Genomic DNA, 12,377 nt, shown 5'->3' with positions numbered 1-12,377 from the left:
GCCCCCTCCATTCCAGCACCTTGCCCCAAGCAAGCTAGGCAGCCTGGACGCTTCCTTCGACCTGCCTCCGAGCACACCCACGAGGCTCGGGCGACGGAAGAGCAGGCAGCAGAGCAAGCGTTCCCCACTGCCACTTCCCCTCCGGGAATACAGCCAGGCAAGCGAGGGTTGGGCGGCTTCTTATACGAGATATGAGCCCCTCCACTCCCGCGGCATCGCCCCCCTCCGAAGCGCGCCCGGTCGACGACACCGAGCGACTGGTCCTCCTCGACGCCCTGCGCGGCTTCGCGCTCTGCGGCGTCTTCATCTCCAACCTCTATATGTGGTTCAGCGGACGGGCCTTCCTCACGCGGGAGCAGGCCATGGCGCTGACGGAGAGTGCCTCCACGCTGGAACTCGTGACGATGCGAGCCACGAGTTTCCTCGTGTTCGGGAAGTTCATCACCATCTTCTCGTTCCTCTTCGGCCTGGGCTTCGCGGTGCAGATGGGGCGCGCCGAGCAACGAGGGGCCTCCATCGTCCCGCTCTACGCCCGCCGCTTGGGAGTCATGCTGGCCATCGGCCTGACGCACCTGTTCCTGCTCTGGTACGGAGACATCCTCAGCAGCTACGCCGTGCTGGGCTTCGGGCTGCTCCTGTTCCGCAAGCGCATGGACAAGACGCTGCTCATCTGGGCCGCCGTCCTCATCCTGCTCGCGCCGCTGGTGGGCACGGTCATCCAGCAATGGCCGCAACTCGTCGGATCGGCCGAAGCCTCGGAGGCCATCGCCAAGGAGACCCGGGCCCAAGCCGAGGCTCTCAAGAGCCAGACCCTGGAGGCCTTCACCCACGGCAGCTACTTCGACACCGTGCGAGCCAATGCCTCCTTCTACTTCGGTGATTTCGTCACCCACATGCCGCTCGTCCTGCTCTCCCTGCTGGGCCGGTTCCTCCTGGGTCTGCTCGCGGGCCGCCGCAGGCTCTTCCACGACGTCTCCCAGCATCTGCCGCTCTTCCGCAAGCTCCTCGTCTGGGGGCTCATCGCGGGAGTGCTCGGAAACGGCGCGGGCCTGGTGGTGCAGCAACTCTTCCTCAAGAAGGTACTGGACCCGGACAAGCTGCCCTGGCTGCCGATCGCGATGACGGGGGTGCGGCAGTTCGGAGAGGTGGGGCTCGCGGCCTTTTACGTGACAGGCATCTCCCTGCTCTTCCAGCGTCCCACGTGGCAGCGGGTGCTCTCGGTGATCGCCCCGGTGGGCCGCATGGCCCTGACGAACTACCTGTCGCAAACCATCTTGAGCCTGCTGTTCTTCTACGGATTCGGGCTGGGCTTCATCAGCAAGTTCGGCCCTCCGGCGCTCGTGGCCATTCCGCTGGGCATCTTCACGATCCAGATTGGCCTCAGCCACCTGTGGCTGTCTCGCTTCCGCTTCGGTCCGGCTGAGTGGGTGTGGCGCTCGCTGACCTATGGCAAGGCCCAGCCCATGCGCCGCTCGCCCGTGGCCGCCGCCGGGCGTGAAGTCGCAGCCTGAGAAGCTCGCTGGAAACGGACCTGGAAGGTCGTCTCCCCGATCGATTCCTTCTCCTCGATGGTCTACCCTGGCGGGAGTCCTCATGCCTCCCGCCAAGATCGTCCCGTCCCTCCTTGAGCGCTTGCGCCAAGCCCACCCAGATGCGCGCTACGAGCTCAACTGGTCCACGCCCTTCGAGCTGCTCGTCGCCACCATCCTGGCCGCCCAGTGCACGGATGAGCGCGTCAACCGGGTGACCGCCACCCTGTTCCCCAAGTACCCGGGCCCGCGCGCCTTCGCCGATGCGGACACTCCGGAGCTCGAGGAGGACCTCAAGCCCACGGGCTTCTACAAGCAGAAGGCGAAGTCCGTGCAGAACATGAGCCGGGAGCTGCTCGCGAAGTTCGGCGGCGAGGTGCCCCGCACCGTCGACGAGCTGGTCACGCTGCCCGGCGTGGCTCGCAAGACCGCCAACGTCGTGCTCAACACCGCCTTCAACCTCCCCTCGGGCGTCATCGTCGACACCCACGTGGCGCGCGTCAGCCAGCGCCTGGGGATCACCAAGAAGGACAAGCCCGAGGAGATCGAGAAGGACCTGATGAAGCTCGTCCCCCAGGACCAGTGGACCTTCTTCGGACCCGCGATGGTGCTCCATGGCCGGTACACCTGCATGGCCCGCAAGCCCAAGTGCGAGGCGTGCCCCATGGACGATCTCTGTCCGAAGGTTGGGGTGGACGCATGAGCGGAATGGAGAGCAGCCTCCAGGCCGCCTGCGCGATCCACCCCGAGCACCAGGCTCTGCAGATCTGCTCGCGGTGCGGCACCTTCGCGTGCGAGCAGTGCCTGCGCGACTCCCCACCGGGAGAGAGCCTCTGCTCCGCATGCGTGGCGCGCGAGGAGCGGATCCAGCTCCCCTGGGAGAACCGCCGGGAGCTGGGCTTCGTCCGCGCCTGGTTCAAGTCCGTGGGCCCGATCATGCTGAGCCCCCGGAAGACCTTCGCCAGCATGAAGCCCTCGGGGGACGTCGGGGGCGCGCTGCTGTTCGCCGCGATCGCGAACCTCTTCGGCTACTTCACCACGATGGTGCTGTTCACCATCTCCTCGGCGCTGGTCCTGCCCGAGCCTCCGAACTCCGCCGGGAGCCCCATTCCCCTCCGCTACATCATCCTGAGCACCTACGGCGTCCTCACCGTCGCGTCCCCGCTCTTCGGGTTGGCGGCGGCGGTGCTCATGGCCGCGCTGGATCACCTGGTGCTGCGGATGATCGGCAAGCCCCAGCCGCTCGAGACCACCTTGCGTGCCGCGTCCTATGCCCAGGCCCCGCTCGTCATCGGACTGCTCCCCGTCTGCAGTCTCTACATCGCCCCGTTCTGGTGCCTGGTGACGAAGGTGTTCGCCTACCGGGGCATGCATCGCACGAGTACCGGTGTGGCCTTGGGAGGCGCGCTCCTGGTGCCAGCGATCCTGAGCGTGGCGTTCTGCGGCTTCTACGCGCTCATGTTCGCCTTGATCGCGGGCGTCTCGGGCTTCGGGAAGTAGTCCCGAGGAGGCCCTGGCTCACTCGTGCGAGGCCGCCCGCCGCGGGTCCTCGCGAACGAGCTCGCCCAACTCGTGCGTGAGCTCGTCCAGCTCTCGCCCACCCGCCATGCGCTGGATGAGCTCCTCACGAGTGATCTGGTCCTTCGAGAAGGTGCCCTGGCTGCGCCCGCGGTTGAGGATCGTGAAACGATCGCCAATGAGCCACGCGTGGTGCGGGTTGTGCGTGACGAGGATCACCCCACAGCCCCGGGCACGCGCCTGGGCTACGTAGCGCAGCACGATGCCGGCCTGCTTGACGCCGAGCGCAGAGGTCGGCTCATCGAGGATGAGCACCCGAGCGCCGAAGTACACGGCGCGCGCGATGGCGATGGACTGGCGCTCTCCTCCCGAGAGCGTGCCCACGGGCTCCGAGGTGTCGCGCACATGGATGCCCATCTTCTCCAATTCGGCGCGCACGACAGTGTCCGCGGCCTGGAGATCGAAGCGGCGGAAGGGACCGAAGCCCTTCATCGGCTCGGCGCCCATGAAGAAGTTCCGCACGATGGAGAGCATGGGGACCATCGCGAGGTCCTGGTACACGGTCGCGATGCCGTGGCTCCGCGCATCGCGCGGGGACTTCAGGCGCACCTCCTGGCCCGAGATGATCATCCGCCCACTGTCCGGCGGGTGAACTCCGGAGAGCGTCTTGATGAGCGTGGACTTACCGGCGCCGTTGTCGCCGAGCACGCACATCACTTCGCCCGCGCGCACGCTCATCGAGATGCCCTCGATGGCGGACACCTTGCCGAAGGACTTGGTCAGGCCCTCCACCTCGAGCAGCGGCGGAGCCCCTGCGCTCTCGGTGCTCATCGCCGGGCCTCCACCATCCGCCCACGGACGTAGGTGTTGACGAGCACGGCGCCGATCAACATCACCCCGAGGAAGACCTTGTACCAGTCCGAGTCCACGCCCGCGAAGACAATGCCCTGCTGCACCATGCCGAAGATGAGCGCTCCGAAGGCAGCGCCGACGACGGAGCCATGGCCACCGGTGAGCAGCGTGCCTCCGAGCACGGCGGCCAGGATGGCCTCCAGCTCCTTGCCCGTACCGCGCAGCACGTCCGAACCGGTGAACTTCACGGCCTGGAACGTGGCAATCAGGCACGCGCAAAACGCGGTCGTCATGAAGAGGGTGATCTTCACCCGGCGCACAGGGACGCCCAGGTTGCGCGCGGCATCCGGGGCTCCTCCGGCGCCGAAGATCCAGTTGCCGAACCGGGTGCGCAGCAGCACCCAGGTCGCCAGCGCGGTGATGACCACCCACCAGATGATGGACACGGAGAAGCCGCCGATGCGGCTGGCGAAGACCGCCCGAGCCGCCTCGAAGTGGAGCGCCTCATGCAGGCCGCCGATCTGCGTGCGGCCGGTGATGAGGCGCGTCATGCCGATGGTGCCTCCGCTCAGGATGAAGAGTGAGCCGAGCGTGACGATGAACGAAGGCAGCCCCGTGCGGACGACGACGAGGCCGTTGGCGAACCCCACCGCGAGCGACAGCAGCATGGCCGCGGCGATCGCGGCCCAGATGGACCATCCCAGCCGATCGCAGAGCAGCGAGAGGGTCATTCCGCTGGCGGCGATCATCGAGCCGACCGAGAGATCGAACTCGCCGGCGATCATGAGCAGAGAGACGGCGGCGGCCAGGATGCCAAGCTCGGAGGCAATCTCGAGATACGTGGCGGCCCCGGCCTGGGACATGAAGCCGGAGCCTCCCGCGTAGAGCGAGAAGAAGACCCAGACGGCGATGACGCCGCAGGCTGCACCGAACTCGGGGCGGTGGAGGATTCTACGCATGCACTCGCTACCGGATGCCCTTCTTGGCGAGCTCGATCACCTGAGCCGCGTTCTCCTTGGTGACGAAGCCCGGACCGGTCGGCAGGATGCCACCGGCGGGCAGGACGCCATACTGCTTGTACTGGGACAGGAGCACGATCGGCAGGTAGCCCTGCAGGTACTGCTGCTGGTCGATGGCGAACTCGAGCTCCCCGTCCTTGATACCGGTGAGCACGTCCGGCGTCAGGTCGAAGGTGCCCAGCTTCACCTTGCCCAGGTTGCCTCCCTGCTTGAGGGCGGCCAGCGCCGCGTTCGAGCCCAGGGGCCCCAGGGTCAGGATGCCGTCGATTCCCCCGCCCGCCAGCGAGGCGGTGACCTTCTGCTGCGAGTCCGTGGGATCGGCCGCGTTCACCGCCAGCACCTTGCCGGTACCGCCCGCCTTGGTGATGGCGTCCAGGAAGCCCTTGCAGCGCAAGTCCAGCGAGGCGTTGCCAACCTCGTGGTTGATGCACAGCGCGTTCTTCACGCCGGAGGCGGCCATCTTCTCGCCGCCGCCGAAGCCGGCCTCGTACTCGGTCTGGCCGACGTGGAGCAGCACGCCAAGCTGCTTGTAGGCATCGCTGCCGGAGTTGATGGAGATGACGGGGATGCCGGCGGCCACGGCGGCCTTGATGGACTGGGAGAGCGCATTGGCGTCGGGGATGGAGACGACGAGCCCGTCGGGCTTCTTGGCGACCTCGGCGTCGATGAGGCGGCTCATGGCCACCATGTCGAAGGTCTGCGGGGCGTTGTAGGTGACGGTGACGCCGAGATCCTTGGCGGCGTTGTCCACGCCGTTCTTCACGACGGACCAGAAGGTGTCAGCGGCCTGGCCGTGGGTGACGACGGCGATCTTGATGTCCTTCTTGGGAGCCGCGGCGGTCGCGGGGGCCTCGGACGTGCTGGGTTGGGCCGGCTTGGGTGCTTCGGGCTTGCTACATGCCGCGGCAAGCAGGAGGGCCATCGAACCGACGAGTGCCCGCAGTGTCTGGTGGTGACGCATGTGTGTGTCCCCTGTTCATGGGCCGTGGGACCGCTCTGGGTTCCTCTCGCCGGGCCCACCTGGTTGGTCAGCGGCGCGCAATCTAGCCCGTTCACTCCCCCTGGATGGAACCCCCATTTTCACCCGGGAGCCCCCCACCGCTCGACGTGGGAGGGGGATTTCGCGTAGCTAGGGGAGCAATGACTCCCCTTCCCGAGCTGCTCGTCGTTGGCCACGTGACAAGAGACTTCATCCGGGGCGAGACCCGCCTGGGTGGCGCCGCCTCCTTCTCCGCGCGAGTCGCAGCCACGTTGGGCATCGAGACGGCTCTCGTCACCGCCGCTCCGGCCGACTTCTCCTTGATGGCTCCGCTGAGAGCGCTCTCAAAGCTCTCGATCCATGTGGTGCCGAGTCCGGAGGTGACGACCTTCGAGCTGGATTACAGCGGCCCGCGGAGGCGCGTCATCCTGCGCGAGGTGGCGCGGCCCATTCGCGCAGAGGACATCCCGACCGAGTGGCGCAAGATTCCCGTGGCGTATGTGGCGCCGGTGGCGGGCGAGTGCGACCGGGCGCTCGTCGATGGCCTCAGCTCGAGGTTGATCTGCGCGGGGCTTCAGGGCTGGCTGAGGCGGCCGGGTCCGGGCGGAGTCGTCGAGCCAACCATCGCGAGCGAGGCCTCGGAGCCGCCGCGCGGGCTGGGCGTGGCGGTCTTCTCCGAGGAGGATCACCCGGAGTCCGAGTTCCTGGCCGAGCAACTGGCCAGCAAGGGGCTCACGGTGGCCCTGACGCGGGGCCGGCGGGGTTCGACGGTGCGGCAGGGCTCGCAGCGCTGGGAGATCCCCGCGGCGCCGGCCAACGAGGTGGACCCCACGGGTGCCGGTGACGTCTTCGGCATCTCCATCACGCTGGCGCTGGCCCGAGGGGCTTCGGCTCCGGACGCAGCCACCGCCGCCGCGGCGATTGCGGCCCGGGTGGTCGAGGGCCCGGAGATGGGCAACCTGTCAGCAGCGGACACCCGGCACCTGCCGCCGCCGCCGGGCAAGGCGCGCTGAGTTCCGCCAAACCTGTCCAACTAGCAGACAGGTTCGCAAACAACGCGCCCCGGGCGGGGCGGTCCGAGCTGCGGCCAACTGGTCCTACAAGCAGACCCGCTCGCAAATCACCGCCCAGGCAGGGCGGTCCGAACTTCGGCCTACTGGTCCTACAAGCAGACCGGTTGGCACAAACCGCGCCCGACAGGCACCTCCGCTCATCAGGCCTTGCTCAAACCGGCCCGCTGCGCCGCGAGCAACGCCAGCGCCGTCCAGTCCAGTTCCCCCAGGTCCCGCGCGAGCCCCTCGACGAAGTGATCGCGGAGGAGGCTGGCCAGCGGCATGGAGACCTGGCTGTTACCGGCTGCCTGCAGCACCAGCCCGATGTCCTTGAGGCCCAGCGGGAACGCGAAGCCCGGGGGATGGTATTGCTCGTTGGCGACCAGCGTCGCGTACCGCTCGAAGATGGGCGACCGGGCGAAGACGGACTGGAACACCTCCAGAAAGACCTTGGGCTCGACGCCAGCCTTGCGCGTCAGGGCGAAGGACTCCCCGAGTGCCTCGATCATGGAGGCGATGAGGAAGTTGCCCGACAGCTTCACCACGTTCGCGGAGGATGGCTTCTGCCCGAGGACCGAGAGCCCTCGCCCGATGGCCTCGAGCAAGGGACGGCAGCGCTCCACCTCGGAGCTGGTTCCCGCCGCCACCACCCAGAGCTGCTTCGCCTCCGCCGCATCCGGCCGTCCGAAGACAGGGGCCGCCACATATCCCTGCCCCAATCGGGTGTGCGCCTCGGTCAGCCGCTCCGAGAGCGCCACTGAGATGGTGCTCGCCGAGACATGGATCGCACGTGGCTCCAGGCCCGCGAGGATCCCCGTCTCACCGAAACACACCTCCTCCAAGGCGTGATCATCCGCGAGCATGGTGAAGACAACCTCCGCCCCCTCAGCCGCGTCCCGAGGCGTCTCCGCGACCCGTGCGCCTTGTGCTCGAAGCGGCTCGGCCTTGGAAGCAGTGCGGTTGTAGACCGCGAGTTCGTGCCCCGCCTTCTGCAGGTTCTTCGCGATCGCGAGGCCCATCTTCCCCAGGCCCACGAAACCCACCTTCATCTGGCTCTCCTTCGCTAGAGATGAGAGCCCTCCTCTAACAGCCGCTCAGCCCTCCGTGCCGCCGGAAGCACGCGAGAGCCGGAAAAGGGTGCGAAAGAAGACCTCCGCCTCCTTCTCGAGTCCCAGCTCCGAGGCCCAGGCGCGCCGGGCTTTGAGCAGCGCCTCGTCCGAAGCCTCATGGCTCCCCTGTCCTTCGCGAGCCTCGGCTCGGGCCACGCGCTGAGCCAGGTGGGTGCGGCGGGCCAACAGAGCGAGCATCTCTCGATCGATCTGATCGAGGTGCCCCCGGTACTCCGCCGCCTCCGTCGAATGGGCCTCCGGAGTCGGAATCACCATGCGCCCGGCTTCCGGCGAGGTGGCCTCTGCGGGAAGGCGCTCGAGCTTCTCGTGGATCTGTTCGAGGGCCTCGAGCAGCTGCTGGCGCGCCTCGGACGCGAAGGGGTTCTCGAGCTGGATGGCAGCGAAGAGGTGTCCCGCATCCGAGCGGACCGTCTCGATGGTGCGTGCCAGCGCCTTGAAGCTGGCGGGAGCGAACGGCACATCGAGCCCCGTGCCCGCATCGATCATCCCCTTGGCCACGAAGAACGTGAGCGCGTGGGTGTGAGCCATCACGCGATCGTGGCTCTCGGGGGTTTGCTCGACGATCTCGCAGCCGAGGCGCTCGTAGAAGGTCCGAGCTTGGGCAGCGGCCTCCGGGTGCAGCGGGTTGGGACAGAGCACAACGCGCAGCGGGCGCTCGGCCATGGCCAGGCTCAGCGGACCGAAGAGCGGATGCGTCCCGATCCACGGCACCTGCGTGCCCAGCACGGCGTTGAGCGCCTCGACGGGCTTCACCTTCACGCTGCCCACGTCCATCACGAGTTGCGAGGGCTTCAGGTACGGGCGCAGATCCTCGAGGACGGAGTGGAGCTTCGGCACGGGAACGGCCACCACGACCAGGTCGGCCCCGGAGATCAGCTCCGGCAGGGAGGTGCAGCGATAGGGCTCGGGAATCTCCGCATGCGGATCCAGCGCTCGAAAGCCCATGCCGGACTCCGCCAGGAGTGAGCCCAGCGCTCGACCGAACCGCCCGTAGCCCATGAGAGCAACCTTCATGATTGGCTCCTTACTACACGAGGGCTCCCACCGCGCCCGGGCGGATCGGATCAACGCGGCGCGGCGGGCGGTGGGCTGAGCACCTTCATGGTGCCCTTCGTCACACCGAACTGCTCGTGCACGGCCGCGCGCCGGACGGCCTCGGCGGGAGCGAGCCGGCCCGCGAGCAGCTCCTGGTAGGCGGCCAGAACCCGGGCGGCCTCCTCCTGGGACTCCCGGACGAACTCGACGCGAAAGCGGCGGACGCCTCGCTCCAGCAATCGAGGCACCAGCGACGCGGCGCTCTGGGCCTGCGCGTTGAACACCGTGTTGCGGCAGCCCACGTCAACGATGACGGGGTGGTCCAGGCCCAGCCGATCCCGCAGCGAGATCTGGTGCTTCTCGCAGGGGCGTCCACAGGTGCGGAAGTCGCGCCCGTTGGACAGCGTGTGCGAGTACACGCAGTGCTCGGTGTGGAACGTGGCGATGTGGTGGTGCAGCGCCACCGCGAAGCGGTGAGCGGGCGCATGCTCCAGCAGTGCGAAGAGCTGGTCCGAGTCCAGATCGTGCGAGCACGTCAACGTATCCAGCCCCAGCCCCAGCAGGTACGAGGCGGTGATCGAGTTGGTGACGTTGAGCGAGAAGTCCCCGTGCAGCACCGGGCGCGGCTGGCCGGCGGGACGCTCGAGGAAGTGCATCATCGCGCCCCAGTGGCGCACCAGCACGGCATCCGGGCGCAGCCGGTCGATGCGCTGGTCATAGCCCTCCTCACCCGGCTTCTGCACCCGGACGGTGGCGATGGTGACGCGCAGCCCCGCAGCCCGAGCGCGCTCCACGGCTCGCTGGAGGCCCACCATCTCCATCCAGTCCAGCTCCACCTCGGGCAGCCCCGCGGCGATGACGGCCTCGAGCTGCGCTTCGTTGCGGCACAGCGGGAGCAGGCGCGCCACTTCCTGCACGGGCACCGCTCGCACGCGCTCCGTGAAGGAGGTGCGCACCGAATCGACCACCGGCGTCTCCACGACGGTCCGCCGGTAGCCCTTCTCCACCGCGGACGTGAGCTCAGTGACGACGTGGCGGCGCAGCGCCTTGAGCTCGGAGACAGGCAGGTGGAGCCCCGGAGTCAACGCGGAGCAATCCATCCCCGCCAACCGGAAGGGCGTGCCTCCAAAAGCGCCGAGCTTGTCCCGAAGCAGCGCCTCATCCAGCCCGCCTCCGCGCGATACGGCGAGCGGAACCGGGCTCATGACCGAGACCTCATGCCCCCAAGCGCTGGCCTGGATGCGGAGCGGACTCCCCTCCGAGCCCGAGACCTTCAGCTCGAGGGGGATGCGGCCCTCCGGCTCCCCTTGCGCCAGCAAGCCCTCGACGCGCCTGGCCAGAGAGGGATCGCTGTTCAGCCACACGCGCTGGCCCACCGCCACGCGCCCCAGATCGGGACCCGGGTTGCCAAAGCCCAGCACCCAGCCCTCACCCCGACGCTCCACTCGGAAGATGGGACCACCGGGCTCGTTCTTGTCCTCGGGCCGGCCCGCATCGAAGACGACGCCCATGCCAGGACGCGGATCGACGGCATCCGGCGTGGGCTCTCCTCCCTTCAAGGGCGACGACACCTGCCCAGCGGGGTTCTCCGGACGCTCCGAGCCCAATCCCAGCGCTCCCGTCCACGGCCGCTCGTCGGGAACGACCACTACCTCCTTGCCAGAGACGGAGCGCACGTGCCCGAGGAACACGCCCCGGTGCTTCGGGAAACGGCCCTCGACGAGCGTCTGGTGATCCGAGCCCGCGAGGAAGCCATGCGAGAAGCCTCGGCTGTACGCGAGGGACATGTCCGCCAGATCGCGCTTGAGCCGAGCCTCATCGGGCGCACCGGCAAGGATGCTCTCCACCCAGCGCCGATACCCCTGCACCGTGGCGGACACATACGCCGGCCCCTTGAGCCGCCCTTCGATCTTCAGCCCATGCACCCCGATGTCGACCAGCTCGGGCACGGCGTGCACGCCCGCGAGATCCTTCGGGCTGAGCAGGTACTTCACATCCCCGAGTTCCCGAGTCTGGGCATCGACGACCAGATCGTACGGCAGCCGGCACGACTGGGCACATTGCCCTCGGTTGGCGGAGCGGCCACCCCAGGCCTCGCTTGTGAGGCACTGGCCGCTCCAGGACATGCAGAGCGCTCCGTGGATGAAGACCTCCAGCTCGACATTCGTCTGCCCGGCCAGCCGGCGGATCTCCGCGACGGAGAGCTCTCGCGGCACGACGACCCGGCAGATCTCCAGTCCCTGGGCGAAGCGGACGCCCTCGGCGCTGGAGATGGTCATCTGCGTGGAGGCATGCAGCTCCAGCTGCGGACACAGCGCCCGGGCCAGCAGGGCCATGGCGGGATCCTGGAGGATCAGCGCATCCACCCCCGCGGCGGCCGCTCCTCGGACGAGGTGCTCGACCACGGCCAGTTCGGGCTCGAACACCAGCGTATTGAGCGTCAGGTAGGCGCGAGCCCCCGCCCGGTGGATGAGGGCCACCGTCTCGGGGAGCCGAGCGAGCGAGAAGTTCTCCGCGCGGGCCCGGGCATTGAAGCCCTCATCGAGCCCGAAGTAGACGGCATCCGCTCCGCTGGCGAGCGCGGCCTGAAGGGAGTCGATATCCCCCGCGGGAGCAAGGATTTCGGGGCGGCGAGCAGGCATGGTTCCTCCTTAACACGCCAGGGGAGCAAAACCTGCGCGCGCACGCCCACCGGCCCCACGGCACTTGCCCCGCTGGTGACCGGGCACCCTCGGGGTCACATCCTGTACGGTGAGCGGCACGATCCAGGGCTGCCCCTGCCCTCCGAGGAGAAAACCATGGTCCGAACGAAGAGCTGGAACTACGAGACGTCGCTGCGCTGGAACCAGGAGCAGGAGGGAGAGCTCGCCTCCACCGGCCTACCGGGGCTGGGGTTCGGCTCGCCCCCGGAGTTCGGCGGGAAGGAGGGACGCTGGGGCCCGGAGACACTCCTGCTGGGAGCCACCGAGTCCTGCACCCTGCTCACCTTCCTCGCCCTGGCGAAGCGCAAGAGCGTGAAGATCTCCGCCTATCGCAGCACCGCCGCGGGCACCCTGGCCGCGGACGCGGAGGGCGTCATCCGCTTCACTGAAATCACCCTCCGCCCCGTGGTGCAGGTGAACAGCGAGGCGGAGGCCGAGGCCGTCCGAGCGATCTTCCAGGACGTGCCCAAGCGCTGCTTCATCAGTTGCTCGCTCAAGACCGAGCCGCGCATCGAGCTGACCGTGGAGGTCTCCAGCCCCTCCGCTTGAGGCCCGCGCCTC

At 68.2% G+C, this 12,377-nt stretch carries 11 protein-coding genes; 5 read left to right on the top strand and 6 right to left on the bottom strand.

Annotation, left to right across the window (positions count from 1 at the left end; genetic code table 11):
• The first annotated feature begins 191 nt into the window (after positions 1–191).
• The 3 genes from KY501_RS08265 (at position 192) to KY501_RS08255 (ending at position 3,029) form a co-directional block, all read left to right on the top strand.
• Positions 192–1,511 carry a DUF418 domain-containing protein gene (locus tag KY501_RS08265; RefSeq protein WP_224362125.1) on the top strand — a complete coding sequence of 440 codons (1,320 nt, stop codon included), beginning with the start codon at positions 192–194 and terminating at the stop codon, positions 1,509–1,511.
• Between the two features lie 82 nt (positions 1,512–1,593).
• Positions 1,594–2,232 carry an endonuclease III gene (gene nth, locus KY501_RS08260; protein ID WP_224362124.1) on the top strand — a complete coding sequence of 213 codons (639 nt, stop codon included), beginning with the start codon at positions 1,594–1,596 and terminating at the stop codon, positions 2,230–2,232.
• Positions 2,229–3,029, top strand: coding sequence for a YIP1 family protein (locus KY501_RS08255; RefSeq protein ID WP_224362123.1), 801 nt, complete (start codon positions 2,229–2,231; stop codon positions 3,027–3,029). Before nth ends, KY501_RS08255 begins: the two co-directional genes overlap by 4 nt.
• A gap of 18 nt (positions 3,030–3,047) precedes the next feature.
• Here the strand turns inward: KY501_RS08255 and KY501_RS08250 are convergent, their stop codons facing one another.
• The 3 genes from KY501_RS08250 to KY501_RS08240 are packed head-to-tail and all read right to left on the bottom strand — an operon-like array spanning position 3,048 to position 5,879.
• Complete coding sequence (locus KY501_RS08250; RefSeq protein WP_224362122.1) at positions 3,048–3,878, bottom strand: ATP-binding cassette domain-containing protein; 831 nt, start codon at positions 3,876–3,878, stop codon at positions 3,048–3,050.
• Complete coding sequence (locus KY501_RS08245; RefSeq protein WP_224362121.1) at positions 3,875–4,858, bottom strand: ABC transporter permease; 984 nt, start codon at positions 4,856–4,858, stop codon at positions 3,875–3,877. The genes KY501_RS08250 and KY501_RS08245 overlap by 4 nt, the downstream gene beginning before the upstream one ends.
• 7 nt (positions 4,859–4,865) lie before the next feature.
• The gene (locus tag KY501_RS08240; RefSeq protein WP_224362120.1) at positions 4,866–5,879 is read right to left on the bottom strand and encodes a sugar ABC transporter substrate-binding protein; all 1,014 of its coding nucleotides are present in this window, start codon (positions 5,877–5,879) and stop codon (positions 4,866–4,868) included.
• A 179-nt stretch (positions 5,880–6,058) separates the two neighbouring features.
• Here KY501_RS08240 and KY501_RS08235 point away from each other — a divergent pair, with 179 nt between their 5' ends.
• Positions 6,059–6,910, top strand: coding sequence for a PfkB family carbohydrate kinase (locus tag KY501_RS08235; RefSeq protein WP_224362119.1), 852 nt, complete (start codon positions 6,059–6,061; stop codon positions 6,908–6,910).
• A gap of 200 nt (positions 6,911–7,110) precedes the next feature.
• On the opposite strand, the gene KY501_RS08230 is transcribed toward KY501_RS08235, so the two are convergent.
• The 3 genes from KY501_RS08230 to KY501_RS08220 are packed head-to-tail and all read right to left on the bottom strand — an operon-like array spanning position 7,111 to position 11,756.
• Positions 7,111–7,998 (bottom strand): NAD(P)-dependent oxidoreductase, encoded by an 888-nt coding sequence (locus KY501_RS08230; protein ID WP_224362118.1) that lies wholly within the window; start codon positions 7,996–7,998, stop codon positions 7,111–7,113.
• A 45-nt stretch (positions 7,999–8,043) separates the two neighbouring features.
• Positions 8,044–9,093 carry a prephenate dehydrogenase/arogenate dehydrogenase family protein gene (locus tag KY501_RS08225; protein WP_224362117.1) on the bottom strand — a complete coding sequence of 350 codons (1,050 nt, stop codon included), beginning with the start codon at positions 9,091–9,093 and terminating at the stop codon, positions 8,044–8,046.
• A 50-nt stretch (positions 9,094–9,143) separates the two neighbouring features.
• On the bottom strand, positions 9,144–11,756 hold the full coding sequence (locus KY501_RS08220) for a U32 family peptidase (RefSeq protein WP_224362116.1): 2,613 nt from the start codon (positions 11,754–11,756) through the stop codon (positions 9,144–9,146).
• Positions 11,757–11,912: 156 nt separating this feature from the next.
• Here KY501_RS08220 and KY501_RS08215 point away from each other — a divergent pair, with 156 nt between their 5' ends.
• Positions 11,913–12,365 (top strand): OsmC family protein, encoded by a 453-nt coding sequence (locus KY501_RS08215; RefSeq protein ID WP_224362115.1) that lies wholly within the window; start codon positions 11,913–11,915, stop codon positions 12,363–12,365.
• The last annotated feature ends 12 nt before the right edge of the window (positions 12,366–12,377 follow it).

The sequence above is a fragment of the Hyalangium versicolor genome (assembly GCF_020103695.1).
In the GTDB taxonomy this organism is placed as follows: domain Bacteria; phylum Myxococcota; class Myxococcia; order Myxococcales; family Myxococcaceae; genus Hyalangium; species Hyalangium versicolor.
Note: the sequence above shows the minus strand (reverse complement) of the source record. Positions and strands in the feature narration are given on the sequence as shown.